This is a genomic window from Campylobacter showae (assembly GCF_900699785.1).
Classification (GTDB): Bacteria; Campylobacterota; Campylobacteria; order Campylobacterales; family Campylobacteraceae; genus Campylobacter_A; species Campylobacter_A showae_D.
Genome location: NZ_LR535679.1, coordinates 1,525,445 through 1,540,498 on the forward strand (window position 1 = coordinate 1,525,445; position 15,054 = coordinate 1,540,498).

Here is a 15,054-nt window from a genome sequence, read left to right on the forward strand (position 1 = left end):
AATTCAGCTACAATAAGCCGTTTATATTAAATTAATTTAAGGTTTTTCTTTTGGCTAATTCATCCGCCTCTAAATTTCCTCTCGCACGCGCCGTTTTAGGCAGGGTATACGTGGTGCTTTTTGCTACCGCCGTATTTCTGATATGCGCTGCTAGCTTTGGGTTAAATTTAAAATTTGAAGGCGTAAAAGAGGATATTTACGCTGCGAATTCTAACTTTAAAATTTTCCTCAAAGAGCGCGCCTCAATCATAAATAACGAGCTAAGGCTCATCGAAATCTACATCGACGCGCCCGAATTTGACGCAAACGTTATTTTCGACTTTGCTGTAAAAAATAATAATGAATACATGGCCTTTTTCGTCGTAAACGAACGCGGCGAGATAGAGTTTGTCAGCGATGAAAATTTGCGCGATACGTACTCCGCCTTTTTCCTATCAAAGCCTTGGGAAAACGAGCCTGAGGATAAAATTTTAAGATCAGAGTTTATGTTTGACAAAAGCGACGTACCGACGAGACTCGTCGCAAAAAAGATGAAAAACGGCAAAATGGTGGTTACGCTCATACGCTTTACGGCGATTTACGAGGAGTTTGCGCGCGGATACGAGAGGATCGGCGTAAATTCGTTCGCGATAGACAAAAGCGGTAGAATCGTATTTCACCAAAACCCCGAGCTAGTTTTAGAGCGCAAAAACATCTTTGATCTTTACGACGTGGACGTTGATTATCTAGACAGCGACGAAGTAAAATTTGCAAATTTAGGCTCGCTAAATAGCGAGATTTATTATATCCAAAGAGTTCCCGGGATCGGTTTGGCCGTGGTTTCAAGCTATTCTATGGGTAAATTCGTAAAAGAAAATTTAATATTTTTACTAATCTGCGTCGCATTTTTGGCCGCGGGCGCTATTTTTACGATTCGTTACGTCAAATTCGTCAAAAACTCCGTCATAAAGCCCGTTTTATCTATCAAAAATTTAGTCGCAAAAGCCGGCGACGGCGAGGAGATCAAGACCTACGCAAAATTCGGCTCGGTAGAGGAATTTGATCAAATCTCGGACGAGATCGTCAAATTTTACAGAGATTTCGGCGAGAAAAAGGCGAAATTTGAGGAGTACTCGCGCAAATTCGGATTTTTGTTTGAAAAGGGACCTTTTGTCTTACTCTTAATTGACGCAAAAAGCGGCAAGATCGTCGAAGCAAGCGCGAGGGCGTGCGAGTTTTACGGATTTAGTGAGGAGGCTATAAAAAGCAAAAATTTAGCCGAGCTAAACGCGTCAAATTTGACCGATATGAAAACGCTACAAGAAGACGAAGGCGAAATTTACGAAACGAACCATTTTGTCGCGGGCGGCGAGATAAAACAGGTGCGCATCTACAAGCAAAACTACGAGCTATCTAATGGCGAAAAGATCGGCTTTTGCGTCGTAAAAGACATTACGAAGAGCAATACTCTAAAGAAAAACGCGCAAAAACAAAGCGAGATAGACGCCCATTCACCGCTGTTTAGCGTAGTTTGGAAGGACCGCTTTATAGGCGATATATCAAGCGTTTCGGACAATATCGAGCGCGCGCTGGGATACAAAAAAAGCGAAATATTTTCAAAAGAATTTGAGTTTAAAAACATCATCCATCCAGACGACCGAGATAGGCTTGCGAACGAATTTAATATCAAATTTAGTCTATTTAACGCGGCTTCGCTCAAAAAAGAGAACGAGTCGCTACAGTCTTGCAGGCTGATAAGGAAAAATCTAGAGGTCATAAACTGCAGCGTATTTATCAAATTTATCTCAAAAGACGGCAGAACCGTGGACGAGGTGATCGGGTACTTCATAGAGAGCAAGCTGGCAGCAAATTTGACCGCAAAAACCGGCATGGAGATAGCGCGACTAAACGATAGCAAAGAGTACGCGTATAAAAATACCATTTTAAGTCTATTTGCAAACGCGCAAGAAGCCGTCGCCGTAGTCGGGCTAGACGGAGTATTTTTAGACGCTAACGAAGCCTTTTGCAAGATGAGCGGCTACTCCAAAGAAGAAGCCATCGGCAAGCCGTCGAATTTACTAAAATCAGGCGTGCACAACGCTAAATTTTACGAGCACATGTGGCAAAGTTTGCTAACGAAGGGCTTTTACAGCAGAGAAATTTACAACAAGCGCAAAAACGGCGAAATTTATCTCGAGCAGCTTGACATCGCGACCGTTTATAGCGGCTCAAAGCCTAGCTACTTCGTGGCGGCGTTTCACGAGCTGCCGTGGAGAGAGCCGGAGGCGAACACTGACGAATCAAAAGCAAAGGAGCAAGAGTGAGCGAATTTGACGCAAACGTTTACGAGCACGAGATACCGAGCGGCACGAGGCTGTATTTCGGGCAAAGCGCGAAAATAAAAAGAAAGATCGAGCGTGCGGCGAGCGAAATTTTGGAAAAAAACGGATTTCACGAGATCGTGACGCCTTTTTTCTCGTATCATCAGCATCTAAGCGTGCAACCCACGGCTCTGGTGCGCTTTAGTGATCATGAAAATCACCAAATCAGCCTGCGTGCCGATAGCACCGTGGATGTCGTGCGTATCGTGCTTAGACGCCTAAAAGACACCGAGCCTAAACGCTGGTTTTATATCCAGCCCGTTTTTAAGTACCCCAGCGCCGAAATTTATCAAATCGGCGCCGAGCTAATCGGCGAGAGCGATCTGGCTACTAGCGTCAAGATCGCAAAGGAGCTTTTTGAGTCGTTTGATCTCGCGCCCGTGCTACAAATCAGCCACATCGCGATCCCGCAGATCGTGTGTAGGCTCTTAAATTTACCCATTTCGATATTTGAGCACGGCGAGATCGAAAAAATCCTAAATCAAAACGAGGAGTGGCTAAAAAGGCTAGCCTTCGTAAATACGGTTGCGGACATCGACGAGATTTTGCCGCTAGTGCCGAACGAGATAAAAACCGCGCTGCTTGAGATAAAAAAGCTAGCCCAAGCGGTAAAATATGAAAATTTAAGAATTGTTCCGTTATATTATTCAAAGATGAGGTATTACGACAAGCTATTTTTTAGATTTTTAGACGGCAATGCCGTGCTAAGCGGCGGCGGCAACTACGAGATAGAAGGCATCAAAAGCAGCGGATTTGGCGTATATACCGACGCGTTAATCGAAAATTTAGATCAAAAGGAGAGAGTATGAGCAAGGCTGACGTGATAGTGGGCGTGCAGTGGGGAGACGAAGGTAAGGGCAAGATCGTAGATCTGCTAAGCGGCGGCTATGATATGGTGTGCAGATGTCAAGGCGGGCACAACGCGGGCCACACGATCGTCGTAGAGGGCAAGAAAATCGCATTGCATCAGGTTCCCTCAGGCATACTTCATAAAAATATAATCAACATCATCGGTAACGGCGTCGTGCTCTGCCCGGCCGAGATAATCGAAGAGCTAAAGCAGTTCGGAGATGTCTCGGGGCGGCTATTTATCAGCGACAAGGCGCATTTAAATTTACCTTATCACGCGCAAATCGACCAAGCCAAAGAAAAGGCCAAAGGCGCACACGCTATCGGCACGACTGGCAAGGGTATAGGGCCTGCGTATAGCGACAAAATCAGCCGCAGCGGACACCGCGTAGGAGAGCTAAAAAACCCCGAAAAGCTTTGCGACGCGATTTTGGCCGATTTTGCGGCAAATAAAGCGTTTTTAGACGTTTTAGGCGTCAAAGCGCCTGCGCGCGAGGAGCTTTTGGGCGAACTAAAGAGCTACGAGGCGGCGCTGGCTAAATTTATAGTAGATACCACACACATGGTTTGGGAAGCCATAGACGCGGATAAGAAAATTTTGCTTGAGGGCGCGCAGGGCACACTGCTAGACATCGATCACGGCACGTATCCTTTTGTAACCAGCTCAAACACCGTAACAGCAGGCAGCTGCAGCGGTATCGGACTAAGCCCTAAAAACGTCGGCGAGGTAATCGGCATCATCAAAGCCTATACGACTAGAGTCGGTAACGGCGCTTTCCCGACCGAGGATATGGGCGAAGACGGCGAAAAGATACGCGATATCGGACGCGAATACGGCGCTACGACGGGCAGGCCGCGCCGCACGGGTTGGTTTGACGCAGTCGGCGTGAGATATGCAGCGAGGCTTGACGGCGTGGATAAATTTGCGTTGATGAAGCTTGACGTTTTAGACGGCTTTAAAAAGGTAAAAATTTGCAAAGCCTACGAGAAAAACGGCAAGATAATCGAGTATTTCCCAAGCGATTTGGAGGGCGTAAAGCCGGTCTACGAGGAGCTTGACGGCTGGGATAAGGTAGAAGGGGCGCGTAAATTTGACGATCTGCCCGCAAATGCAAAGGCCTTTATCAAACGCATCGAGGAGATCACGGGCGTAAAGGTCGGCATAGTATCTACTAGCCCGGAGCGCGAAGACACGATAGTTCGATAAGATGAAAAGCAAATTTACGCAAATCGTAAATATAAAAAAGCGAAATTTAGACAAAATCGAGCTAAATTTGGCAAGAACCAGAAACGAAGCGGCGATGATAGAGGGCTTCATAGCGCAGGCCGCCGAGCAAATTTCAAAATTTGAAATGCCCTCAAGCGGCTCTGCGGCCGATCTACGCGGTTCGCTAGAGCTTTTGGGCGCTATGCGGCGAGAAAAAAATCTGCTAACCGAGCGGCTAGAGCTAACGAAAAAAAGCATCGCGCACCTCGAGCGGCAGTACAAGGCGGCCAATCTAGAGTACGAAAAGATGAAATACCTGCAAACCCAGGACTTTAGCGCGCAAATAGAAAAGATAAAAAAGGCCGAAGCGGCGGCTCTGGACGAGTTTGCGACGATGAATTTTACTAGGCAAAAAGAGGCGAAGGCTTGAAAAAATTTTTGATTTTACTAACTTTAAATTTATGTGTTTGGGGAGCAAGCGACGCAAATGTTCAAAGCCCGGCGCAAAGCGGCTTTAAGATCCCGGTGGACTGCGTTTCGATATTTGAAACCAGAAAAGACGAGCTAAAAAGAGAGCTTGTCAAAATAGACGAAGCAAGGCAGGCTTTGGAGGCTTTTAGAGCGAGTTCGGCGGCGCTTTTTGAGGAGCGAAACGCCAAGCTAGCCGTCAAAGAGGCCGAGATAAACGCAACTCTAGCCCGCGCGCAAGAGGAAAAAAAGCAAACCGAGCAGCTGCTAAAGAAAAACGAGGAAATCGTAAAAGAGCTAAAAGCGATGACTAGCGACAAGGTCGGCGAGACCTACGGCAAGATGAAAGATCAAGCCGCCGCCGACGTGCTAAGCGCGATGGATAGGGCGGATGCGGCTAGTATCATGTACTCGCTAAGCCCTAAAAAAATCTCCGCGATAATGGCTAAAATGGAGCCTACCGCAGCGTCTGAAATCACGCTTTTAATCAAGCAAGGCCCGCCGTTTATAAAGGCTGAGAAAAACGTAACGCAAGAAGTCTCTCCGACTTCGCCCGACGGTCCGGCGGGTAATCTGCTAAATTTATAAATTTGGGCTATAGCGCTCTAAATTTAGCTTGGCTTGCGTCTAAATTTGAGCTCAAATTTGCGCGGGTAATGCAAAAGCTAAATTTAGCCTTTGGCGGTCAAATTTGACTCCAAAGGCTAAATTTTATTGCCGTCAAATTTAACGCTAAAGCTCAAATTTAACTAGCGCCCAGTCTCAAAAGCATTTTTATCCGCGCCTCAAATTTTGCTTCAAATTTTACCAAAAACAAACGCTTGCCAAAACAAAAATGCCGTGAGATTTTAGGTATTTCTTACCAAATTTTGGTTAAAATCAAGCCCAAAAAGAGAGGTAAAAATGCGTATAAAACTCCCACACACACCCTACATCGCGCACAAAATCGCTATTGATTTATTAAAGTCCGGATTCGTAAATTTAACGCGCGGAGTAGAGCCCGTAGCGGCATGCGCGAAAGAAATTTTAGATAACGATTTACAAAAAGAAAAAGCTCTTGAAGAGCGCGTAAACGAGGTGCTCGCCGAGAACGAAGACGATATGGAGAGCATGCAAGTCGATAGAAAAAATATGTTTTGGCTCGTAAAAAAGAAACTCGCCAAAGAGTACGGCGTGATACTTACGTACGAAGACCGCTTTAGCAACGTCGCCCACCTCGTGCTTGAAAGCGCTTGGAAAAAGGGACTCATCGACTACACGGTCTCCGAAAACCGTATCAAAAACATCATCTACGGCTCGATCGAAGACTATCTAAAAACGTATGAAATTTTACAAGACGTGGTCATCGACAAGATCGACGGCTACAAGCGCAAACTGATCCCGGGCACCGAGGAGTACGACATCGTATTTGAGCGGCTGTACGAGGACGAGCTAAGAAAACGAGGCATGCTGTGAGAGCTTATATCTACCTTGAAAACGGCGTTTTTTTGCAGGCTAAGGCCTTTGGCGCGAGCGGTACGGCTAGCGGCGAAATGGTCTTTAATACAAGCCTAACCGGCTATCAAGAGATTATGAGCGATCCTAGCTATGCGGGGCAGTTTATCGTCTTTACGATGCCCGAGATCGGTATAGTAGGCGTAAACGAAGACGATATGGAGAGCGCCAAAATCCACGCTAGCGGCGTTTTGATGAGGGATTTTAACTCTACCGCGTCAAATTTCCGCTCACAAAAAAGCTTGGAAGAATTTTTCAAAGAGCAAGGTAAATTCGGCGTTTACGACATCGACACGAGATTTTTAACCAAGATGCTACGCGATAACGGTGCGTTACATGCAGTGATCTCGACTGAAATTTCAGACGAAAAAGAGCTAAAAAAACTGCTCGAAAACTCGCCTAGAATCTCGGAGATAAACTACGTCGCAAAGGTGAGCACGGAGCAAATTTACGTTCACGAAAACGGCGCCTGGGATCACGTGAGCAAAGCCTACTCTGCGCTAAAATCAAACGGCAAAAAGATCGCCGTCATCGACTACGGCGTGAAGCGAAACATCCTAAACGAGCTTTGCGAAATGGGCCTTGAGACGCAAATTTATCCGCACGACGTGCAAGCAGACGAGCTCATCGCCAAATTTAACAAAGGCGAGATAAACGGCGTGTTTCTCTCAAACGGCCCTGGCGAACCAAAAGCTCTAAAAAACGAGATCGCACAGATAAAAAAACTGATCGAGGCGAGGGTGCCGATTTTTGGCATTTGCCTAGGCCATCAGCTGCTTAGCAATGCATTCGGCTTTGAAACGTACAAGCTAAAATTCGGTCAGCACGGCGCAAATCACCCGGTTTTAAATTTGCAAACCAAAGCAGTCGAGATAACGGCGCAAAACCACAACTACAACGTTCCCGAGGAGATCGCGCAGGTCGCCCATATCACGCATAGAAATCTTTTCGACGGCACGATCGAGGGCGTGAGATACAAGGATTATCCGGTATTTTCGGTGCAGCATCACCCCGAGGCTAGCGGCGGGCCGAGCGAGAGCAAGTATATCTTTAAACAATTTTTAGAAATTTTATAGTTGCTAGTCGCGGTCGAATTTGAGCAAATTTTAGAGCTAAATTTGCGGATCAAATTTGGCTCCATCGCGGCTAAAATTTACAAATGAAATCTATCGGTCAAATTTAATGAGCGACGCGGAGTTTGTTTCGATTTTGAGCGTCGCGGCGCTTAGCTCAGTGGGCCACTGCGCGGGTATGTGCGGCGGTTTTGCTATCGTGCTCGCGCGGTTTTTGAGCGGCAAAGGTAAATTTTTTAGCGCAGCGATGATAGCGGGATATAACCTGGCTAGAATTTGCGCTTATATGCTGCTTGGCTTTATTTTCGGGTCGTTTGGCGGCGTATTTACGCTATCTCTTGCGGCGCGAGGCTACTTGTTTTTTACCGTCGGCGTTTTTACGGCGGTTTTGGGCGCGGCGCTCATTAGGCGCGGGACGCTACTTAATTTTATCGAGAAAAACGCATTTTTATCCAAAATTTTAAACGAAAAAATGAAAGCCGCGATCGCCAAAAATAGCGTGCTTGGGTTTTTAACGCTCGGATTTTTAAACGGACTGCTGCCGTGCGGGGTAGTTTATTATTTTTTAGCTTTGGCCTTAGCTAGCGGCAGCGGCGCAAAGGGCGTAGCCATCGCCGCGACTTTCGGCGCGGTTAGCTTTTTTGCGATGAGCTTTTACGCGCTGGTTTTAAAGGTCGTGAGCGAAAAATTTAAAAAATACGCGCTAAATTTAAGCGGGGCGGCAATAATAATTTACGGAATTTACCTGGCTTTTATAGGATTTACGGCGAGCAATGGATAACATCAAAGCAAGATTCAGGCAGTATCAAGAGGCTATCGAGGCTAGTAATATCGTCTCAAAGACCGATACTAACGGCACTATCACCTTCGTAAACGACGAGTTTTGTAAGATGTCGGGCTTTACGCGCGAGGAGCTAATCGGTGCAAATCACAACATCGTGCGACATCCTGAAGTGCCAAAGGACGTTTACGCGCGGCTTTGGGAGACGATTTTAGCCAAAAAAGTGCACAAAGGCACGATAAGAAACCGTACCAAAGACGGCCGCGACGTCTATCTAAACACGACTATCATCCCGATTTTAAATTTAAGCGGCGAGATCGAGGAATTTCTTGCGATCAGGTACGACGTGACGGACGTGATAAATCTCAACAACGAGCTTGAAAAGACGAAAAAAGAGCTGTTAAATTTAAATGAAAATCTCGAAAACAGGGTCGCCGAGCAGACGGCAGAGCTCGTAAATTTAAACCAAAATCTAGAAAATTTGGTAAAGGCCGAGATCAAGAAAAACGAGGAAAAGACCAAAATGCTCTTTTTGCAGTCGCGTCTAGCCTCGATGGGCGAGATGATCGCAAACATCGCTCACCAGTGGCGTCAGCCGCTAAACGAGCTTAGTATTACGCTTTTTAAACTAAAAGAGGGCGTCAAGACAAACGAGAAATTCGAGGCCGGCTACGAGCACGCAAAGCGCGTGATAAAGGGCATGTCGCAAACGATCGAGGATTTTAGAAACTTTTTTAGCGTCGAGCGCGAGAGGGAGGCTTTCTTGCCCTCGGCTGCGGTAGAAAACGCGCTAAAGATGGTGCAGGGAACCTACGAAAAAGAGGGCATAGACGTAAATTTGGAGCTAAAAAGCGAGGGGCAAATTTACGGTTTTGAGTCGCAGCTTTGTCAGGCCGTGATTATCCTGCTTTCTAACGCCAAAGATGCGCTGGCAAATAAAAAAAGCGATAAAAAAGTAACGCTAACGTTAGAAACAAAGGATAAATTTGCTATCATAAGAGTAACGGATAATGCAGGAGGCATAAAAGAGGAGATAATGGACAAGATTTTTGAGCCTTATTTTACCACCAAGCACCCGAGCGTAGGCACCGGTATCGGCCTATATATGCTAAAAAGCATAGCTAAAAATCACGGCGGAAGCGCCGGCGCTAAAAACGTAAAATTTGGAGCGGAATTTGAGATAAAACTGCCGCTAAAGGATGGAAAATGAAAAATTTTAAAGAGCTAACGCTACTGCTAGTCGAGGACGAGGATAGCATAAGGGAGTCGATGCAAGAGGTTTTCGGCGGCGTATTTCAAAAGGTTATTTCGGCCTCAAACGGCGACGAAGGTCTTAAGAAATTTAAAAAATTTAGCCCCGATATCGTAATAGCCGACATCATGATGCCTATCATGGACGGACTTGAGATGTCAAGGCAGATAAAAGAGTTCTCAAAAAACACGCCAGTAGTGATCCTAAGCGCATATAGCGAAAAGGAAAAGCTGCTAAAAGCTATCGACGTGGGTATCGATAAATACGTGATCAAGCCTATCGACATGGACGAGCTTTTCGTCGTGCTGGAGCAGATCGTAAAAACCAAAATCATAGGTGCCGATATCATCGAGATTTCTGGCGGATATTCGTTTAATCAAACCAAAAAAGTGCTCGTAAAAAACGGCGTCGAGATCGCGCTAACCAAAAAAGAGCTGGCCTTTATCTCGCTTTTAGTTAAGCGCATAGGTACGCTCGTTTTAACCGAGGAGATCAGAAACGTGGTGTGGTTTGGCGAAAAGGTAAACGATCCGGCCGTTAGAACATTTATCAAGCGAATACGCGATAAAGTGGGCGCCGGTCTCATCAAAAATTCGCCGGGTCTGGGTTATAAAATCGAGCTGAAAAAGTAAAATTTAAAGTAGCGTAAATTTAAAACGATTAAGCGATTTTGCGCTTAAATTTTAGTAAAATAACATTTTCGTAATAAAATAAACAAAGGAGGATATCGATGCGACTAGACAGGGCGCTAAGCTACGACTACACGGTCGCCAAGTATTTTATGTTCGCGACGATACTGTTTGGGATAGTCGGCATGGGCATAGGCGTGCTGATAGCCTTTCAGATGGCATATCCCGATCTAAACTATCTCGCGGGCGAATACGGCACCTTTAGCCGCCTAAGACCGCTGCACACGGCGGGCGTGATATTCGGATTCATGCTTTCGGGCGTATTTGCGACGTGGTACTACATCGGACAGAGGGTTTTGAAGGTCTCGATGAGCGAGTCGCCGTTTTTGATGACGGTGGGCAAGCTACACTTTTGGATATATATGCTGGTTATGGCAGGCGGCGTGTTTAGCCTACTTGCGGGCGTTAGCACGTCAAAAGAATACGCCGAGCTAGAGTGGCCGCTAGATATCGGCGTGGTCGTGCTTTGGGTACTTTGGGGCGTTAGTATATTCGGCCTTATCGGTATCCGCCGCGAGAGGACGCTTTATATTTCGGTTTGGTATTTTATCGCGACGTTTCTGGGTATCGCGATGCTTTATTTGTTTAACAACATGGCCGTGCCGACTAAGTTGGTTTCCGGCTACGGCAACTGGTGGCACTCGGTCTCGATGTATGCCGGAGCTAACGACGCGCTAGTGCAGTGGTGGTACGGGCATAACGCCGTGGCGTTTGTGTTTACCGTGCCGATAATCGCTCAAATTTACTATTTCCTTCCTAAAGAGAGCGGTCAGCCGATATTTTCTTACAAGCTTTCGATTTTCTCGTTTTGGAGTCTCATGTTTCTTTACCTTTGGGCGGGCGGACACCATCTGATCTACTCTGCGGTGCCTGATTGGATGCAGACGATGGGCTCGGTCTTTTCGGTGGTTTTGATACTGCCGTCTTGGGGTTCGGCGATAAATATGCTTCTAACGATGCGCGGCGAGTGGCAGCAGCTTAGAGAAAATCCTCTTATCAAATTTATGATTTTAGGCTCGACGTTTTATATGTTTTCTACTCTTGAAGGGCCGATTTTAGCGATAAAGTCCGTAAATGCTCTAGCCCACTTTACCGACTGGGTGCCGGGTCACGTGCACGACGGTACGCTAGGCTGGGTCGGCTTTATGACGATGGCGGCGCTTTATCACATGACGCCTCGCGTATTTAAACGCGAAATTTACTCAAAATCCTTGATGGAAACCCAGTTTTGGATACAGACTATCGGCATAGTGCTTTACTTTTCCTCGATGTGGATCGCGGGCATCACTCAGGGTATGATGTGGCGCGCGACGGACGAATACGGAAATTTAGCCTACTCGTTTATCGATACGGTGATAAATATCGTGCCGTACTACTGGATCAGAGCCGTAGGCGGACTACTCTATCTGCTTGGATTTTTTATATTTGTTTATAATATCTACAAGAGTTTTGGCGCCAAAGCGCTCGTAAAAGAGCCGCTAAGCGCGAGTCCTGCGGGCGTAAAGGAGGTTGCTAATGTTTAGTTGGTTAGAAAAAAATCCCTTCTTTTTCGCGGTTATGGTTTTTATATTTATCGCCTATGCGGGCGTGATCGAGATTTTGCCTGATTTTGCCAACAGAGCTAGGCCGCTTGAGGGCACCAAGCCGCCGACGGTTTTACAGCTTGCGGGCAAACACGTGTATATGAAAGATAGCTGTAACGCCTGCCATACGCAGCAAATTCGCCCTTTTAAGGCCGAGACCGATAGATACGGCATGTATTCGCTTAGCGGCGAGTATGCGTTTGACCGCCCGCATCTTTGGGGGTCAAAGAGAACCGGCCCCGACCTTTGGCGCGTGGGTAACTACCGCACCACTGACTGGCACGAAAATCATATGAAAGAGCCGACCTCCGTGGTGCCGGGCTCTATAATGCCTGCTTACAAGCATCACTTTAGCAACAACGCCGATATCGAGACGGCATACGGCGAGGCGGTAACGACGAAAAAGGTATTTGGCGTACCGTACGACGTAGAGGGTATGCCAAGACTAGGCACCTACGAGGAGGCTCAAGCAGCGGTCAAAGAAGAAGCCGCCGCTATAGTTGAGGAGATGAAGGACGAGGAGGTCAAAAAGGCCTTTGAGCGCGGAGAGATCCGCGAGATAGTGGCGCTCATCGCCTATCTAAATAGCTTAAAATAGGCAAATTTATGGATGCGCAGACTCTAAGAGATATCCAAGGATACGGAGCTTTTATCTTTCTAGCCGTGTGCGCCGCGCTTCTTTACGGATACTATTTTCATCTTTATAGATCCGAAAAGAGCGGCAGGCGAAACTACGAAAGATACTCCGACCTCGCCCTAAAAGACGGTATCGACGAGGAAATTTTAGAGTCTGCGTCCATAGAGCAAAACGCTAAAAAGGAAAAATAATGCAATGGTTTAATTTAGAAGATAACGTAAATTTACTGGGGCTTATCGGAGCTATTGCTATCGTTTTAGCCACGGTTTTCGTCGTGAGTCGCTTGGTCGGGCAGATGAAGGTAGCAAAACCTAAGGCCCAGCTAAGCGAGCATAGCTGGGACGGCATAGGCGAGTACAAAAATCCCGTACCGCTGGGCTGGGCGATAGTTTACGCGATATGCATCGTCTGGGCCTTGTGGTATATGATCGCCGGCTATCCGGTAAACTCCTACTCGCAAATCGGCGAATACAACGAAGAAGTCGCCGCCGCAAACGCTAAATTTGAAAAACGCTTCGCAAACGTGGACGCCAAGACGCTTCACGCTATGGGCGAGAGCCTATTTTTAGTGCAGTGTTCCTCCTGCCACGGTATAACCGGCGACGGTATAAACGGCAAGGCGGCAGACCTCTCCAAGTGGGGTAGCGAAGAGGGGATATTTGATACGATAATAAACGGCTCAAAAGGCCTTGAGTACCCGATGGGCGAGATGCCTGCGGGTATGGCTGACGAGGAGGGCGCAAAGGCGATCGCGGCCTACATAGCTAAAGAAATTTCGGGCATAAAAAAGACTAAAAACGAAAATTTGGTAGAAACGGGCAAGGAGCTTTTTGCTACCTGCGCGGCGTGCCACGGCGAGGACGGCAAAGGCATGGAGGGCAACTCTCCCGATCTATCTAAATACGGCACGGCCGAGTTTGTCGAGGACGTATTGCAGCGCGGGAAAAAGGGCGCTATCGGTACGATGCCTAAATTTAGCGACGGCAGGCTAAACGCCTTGCAGCAAAAAGCCGTCGGCGAGTACGTCATCTCGCTTTCTAAAGGAGAATAAATGGAAAACACGAATCGAAACGTTTTCGGCCTCCACGGCGCGACGGGGTTGCTCATCGCGACCGGGCTGCTGCTAGCGATCCTAGCGACGCTCACGTACTACGCGATCAAGCTCCAGCAAGAAGTCGCGCAAAAGCCATACACGCTAAACGCCTCCGAGCTAAAGATGAAGAGCGCGGATAACGCCAAGCAAGTGCGCGTGAAGGAGTAATCATGCAAGCGGTTTTAGAAAAAATTATCGTCGCCGGCCTCATCGCGACCGCCATTATCGCGGCGTGGGCGGTGCTAACGCCAAATCACCTTTTTGTGGGATGAAATTTGATAAATCAAAGAGCGCAGACCTTGTCGCTCTTTTTCAAATTTTACGCTTAAATCCTAGCGGCTCGCTTTGTATTTTGCGCGAAAATACGCGACTTGGCCGATGAAAATTATAAATTACGCTCGCTCAAATTTAACTATCCTTTGTCATTTTCTCGCGCTCAAATTTGCAAATTTGACCCGCGTCTTTTTTATCTTTTTGCTTTTTATTTTTTACGGTGCGGCGACTTTGCAGGGCTCAAATTTGCCCCGCGAGATAGTTTTAGTAAATCAAAGCATCCTAAGCCCGGCCGTAAGCGAGAAAATCGCGGTTTTAGGTGAGGAGCTAGCGAGTAAAAGCGGCGTGTTTGCAGGGGTCGCGGTTTATGAGAGCTTGGATGGCAAAACGCTAAAAGAAGCCGCCGCGCAGTTAAATTTAACCCCGCCTTACGCACTTTTGATGCTTGCTAAAGCGGGGCATAAGGTGGAAATTTTTGCCGACTCCGAGACGCTTAAGCTTTTTGATAAAGAGAAAATTTTAAGCCCGTATCCAAGCTCCGGCTCTATTTTGCCGATACTAGCGTCCAAAAACGGCAAAGATATCTTTAACGCCGCCGTGCTAAACGGCTACGCGGATCTTGCCGAACAGATCGCCGCGAGCAAGGGCGTGAGCTTGCAAAACGCTATCGGCAGCCAAAACCGCCTGACGCTAGATGCGTTTAGGATTTTTATCTACGGCTCTATCGCTCTCGTCGTTTGCGTCGCCGCGTTTAGAAAATTTAGGAGGAAAAATGGCTAAAAACTACTGGCCTCACGCTATCGTTATCTCGCTTATTTTGATAGTCGCCTCCTGCGTAGCGACCATCATTCTGGCCGTCAAAAACCCCGTGGAGATGGACGAGTTTTACTTCGAGCGCTACCAAAACGTCGATGAAAATATAAACGAGATCGAGGCTAGCCAGCGCAGATTTGACGCCAGATACGCTCTTAAATTTGAGCCCGAATTTGACGGGCTAAACGGGTATTTTAAGATCGCCGCCATGCCAAAAAACGGCTCGGTAGTGTCAAATTTTACGCACGAGATTTTACTAACTAGACCCGCGACGAACGAGCAAAATCAAAATTTAAACGCCAAATTCGATGGGCAAATTTTAAAAACGCAGCCCGTAACTCTCCCCAAAAAAGGCAAATGGCAAATTTTGCTAAAAATATCCGACGCAAACGACACGGGCTTTTATAAATTTAGCTTCGAAGCGCGCTAGTTTTCTTTGATTTTCAGCCGCTCTGGGTTATTATTGCGCCAAAAAACAAAGA

Annotated in this window: 17 protein-coding genes; all 17 read left to right on the plus strand. The window is 46.9% G+C overall.

Translation table 11 applies throughout. From position 1 onward, the window contains the following. Window positions 1–50: 50 nt before the first annotated feature. The 17 genes from E4V70_RS07635 (at window position 51) to E4V70_RS07715 (ending at window position 15,002) form a co-directional block, all read left to right on the plus strand. Complete coding sequence (locus tag E4V70_RS07635) at window positions 51–2,303, plus strand: PAS domain S-box protein (RefSeq protein WP_232037843.1); 2,253 nt, start codon at window positions 51–53, stop codon at window positions 2,301–2,303. Then, complete coding sequence (locus E4V70_RS07640) at window positions 2,300–3,169, plus strand: ATP phosphoribosyltransferase regulatory subunit (protein WP_122862532.1); 870 nt, start codon at window positions 2,300–2,302, stop codon at window positions 3,167–3,169. The genes E4V70_RS07635 and E4V70_RS07640 overlap by 4 nt, the downstream gene beginning before the upstream one ends. Continuing rightward, complete coding sequence (locus tag E4V70_RS07645) at window positions 3,166–4,416, plus strand: adenylosuccinate synthase (protein ID WP_122862533.1); 1,251 nt, start codon at window positions 3,166–3,168, stop codon at window positions 4,414–4,416. The genes E4V70_RS07640 and E4V70_RS07645 overlap by 4 nt, the downstream gene beginning before the upstream one ends. Before the next feature lies 1 nt (window position 4,417). Beyond that, window positions 4,418–4,846 carry a flagellar export protein FliJ gene (locus tag E4V70_RS07650; RefSeq protein ID WP_122862534.1) on the plus strand — a complete coding sequence of 143 codons (429 nt, stop codon included), beginning with the start codon at window positions 4,418–4,420 and terminating at the stop codon, window positions 4,844–4,846. Continuing rightward, on the plus strand, window positions 4,843–5,472 hold the full coding sequence (locus tag E4V70_RS07655) for a MotE family protein (protein ID WP_122862535.1): 630 nt from the start codon (window positions 4,843–4,845) through the stop codon (window positions 5,470–5,472). The genes E4V70_RS07650 and E4V70_RS07655 overlap by 4 nt, the downstream gene beginning before the upstream one ends. Before the next feature lie 315 nt (window positions 5,473–5,787). After that, entirely contained in the window at window positions 5,788–6,339 is a 552-nt protein-coding gene (locus E4V70_RS07660) for a DUF507 family protein (protein WP_122862536.1), read from the plus strand. Then, window positions 6,336–7,454: a glutamine-hydrolyzing carbamoyl-phosphate synthase small subunit gene (carA, locus tag E4V70_RS07665; RefSeq protein ID WP_122862537.1), complete on the plus strand. Its 1,119-nt coding sequence runs from the start codon at window positions 6,336–6,338 to the stop codon at window positions 7,452–7,454. Before E4V70_RS07660 ends, carA begins: the two co-directional genes overlap by 4 nt. A gap of 55 nt (window positions 7,455–7,509) precedes the next feature. Continuing rightward, window positions 7,510–8,232 (plus strand): sulfite exporter TauE/SafE family protein, encoded by a 723-nt coding sequence (locus tag E4V70_RS07670; RefSeq protein ID WP_232037844.1) that lies wholly within the window; start codon window positions 7,510–7,512, stop codon window positions 8,230–8,232. Beyond that, entirely contained in the window at window positions 8,225–9,442 is a 1,218-nt protein-coding gene (locus E4V70_RS07675; RefSeq protein WP_122862539.1) for a PAS domain-containing sensor histidine kinase, read from the plus strand. The genes E4V70_RS07670 and E4V70_RS07675 overlap by 8 nt, the downstream gene beginning before the upstream one ends. After that, complete coding sequence (locus tag E4V70_RS07680) at window positions 9,439–10,116, plus strand: response regulator transcription factor (RefSeq protein WP_122862540.1); 678 nt, start codon at window positions 9,439–9,441, stop codon at window positions 10,114–10,116. The genes E4V70_RS07675 and E4V70_RS07680 overlap by 4 nt, the downstream gene beginning before the upstream one ends. Before the next feature lie 98 nt (window positions 10,117–10,214). Next, a complete protein-coding gene (ccoN, locus tag E4V70_RS07685) occupies window positions 10,215–11,696 on the plus strand; it encodes a cytochrome-c oxidase, cbb3-type subunit I (RefSeq protein WP_122862541.1) in 1,482 nt (493 codons plus the stop codon). Then, window positions 11,689–12,354: a cytochrome-c oxidase, cbb3-type subunit II gene (gene ccoO / locus E4V70_RS07690; RefSeq protein WP_122862542.1), complete on the plus strand. Its 666-nt coding sequence runs from the start codon at window positions 11,689–11,691 to the stop codon at window positions 12,352–12,354. The genes ccoN and ccoO overlap by 8 nt, the downstream gene beginning before the upstream one ends. Before the next feature lie 8 nt (window positions 12,355–12,362). After that, the gene (locus tag E4V70_RS07695; RefSeq protein ID WP_002949110.1) at window positions 12,363–12,584 is read left to right on the plus strand and encodes a cytochrome c oxidase, cbb3-type, CcoQ subunit; all 222 of its coding nucleotides are present in this window, start codon (window positions 12,363–12,365) and stop codon (window positions 12,582–12,584) included. After that, window positions 12,584–13,444 (plus strand): c-type cytochrome, encoded by an 861-nt coding sequence (locus E4V70_RS07700; protein WP_122862543.1) that lies wholly within the window; start codon window positions 12,584–12,586, stop codon window positions 13,442–13,444. The genes E4V70_RS07695 and E4V70_RS07700 overlap by 1 nt, the downstream gene beginning before the upstream one ends. Beyond that, window positions 13,445–13,654: a DUF4006 family protein gene (locus tag E4V70_RS07705; protein ID WP_122862544.1), complete on the plus strand. Its 210-nt coding sequence runs from the start codon at window positions 13,445–13,447 to the stop codon at window positions 13,652–13,654. 210 nt (window positions 13,655–13,864) lie between these two features. After that, the gene (locus E4V70_RS07710) at window positions 13,865–14,539 is read left to right on the plus strand and encodes a hypothetical protein (protein WP_122862545.1); all 675 of its coding nucleotides are present in this window, start codon (window positions 13,865–13,867) and stop codon (window positions 14,537–14,539) included. Continuing rightward, window positions 14,532–15,002, plus strand: coding sequence for a FixH family protein (locus tag E4V70_RS07715; RefSeq protein WP_122862546.1), 471 nt, complete (start codon window positions 14,532–14,534; stop codon window positions 15,000–15,002). The genes E4V70_RS07710 and E4V70_RS07715 overlap by 8 nt, the downstream gene beginning before the upstream one ends. The last annotated feature ends 52 nt before the right edge of the window (window positions 15,003–15,054 follow it).

Bases quoted from the DNA above. Each gene is read 5' to 3' on its own strand.
- E4V70_RS07645 (WP_122862533.1), top strand. From the start codon at position 3,166: ATGAGCAAGGCTGACGTGATAGTGGGCGTGCAGTGGGGAGACGAAGGT.
- E4V70_RS07650 (WP_122862534.1), top strand. From the start codon at position 4,418: ATGAAAAGCAAATTTACGCAAATCGTAAATATAAAAAAGCGAAATTTA.
- E4V70_RS07660 (WP_122862536.1), top strand. From the start codon at position 5,788: ATGCGTATAAAACTCCCACACACACCCTACATCGCGCACAAAATCGCT.
- E4V70_RS07675 (WP_122862539.1), top strand. From the start codon at position 8,225: ATGGATAACATCAAAGCAAGATTCAGGCAGTATCAAGAGGCTATCGAG.
- E4V70_RS07680 (WP_122862540.1), top strand. From the start codon at position 9,439: ATGAAAAATTTTAAAGAGCTAACGCTACTGCTAGTCGAGGACGAGGAT.
- ccoN (WP_122862541.1), top strand. From the start codon at position 10,215: ATGCGACTAGACAGGGCGCTAAGCTACGACTACACGGTCGCCAAGTAT.
- ccoO (WP_122862542.1), top strand. From the start codon at position 11,689: ATGTTTAGTTGGTTAGAAAAAAATCCCTTCTTTTTCGCGGTTATGGTT.
- E4V70_RS07695 (WP_002949110.1), top strand. From the start codon at position 12,363: ATGGATGCGCAGACTCTAAGAGATATCCAAGGATACGGAGCTTTTATC.
- E4V70_RS07700 (WP_122862543.1), top strand. From the start codon at position 12,584: ATGCAATGGTTTAATTTAGAAGATAACGTAAATTTACTGGGGCTTATC.
- E4V70_RS07705 (WP_122862544.1), top strand. From the start codon at position 13,445: ATGGAAAACACGAATCGAAACGTTTTCGGCCTCCACGGCGCGACGGGG.
- E4V70_RS07710 (WP_122862545.1), top strand. From the start codon at position 13,865: ATGAAAATTATAAATTACGCTCGCTCAAATTTAACTATCCTTTGTCAT.
- E4V70_RS07715 (WP_122862546.1), top strand. From the start codon at position 14,532: ATGGCTAAAAACTACTGGCCTCACGCTATCGTTATCTCGCTTATTTTG.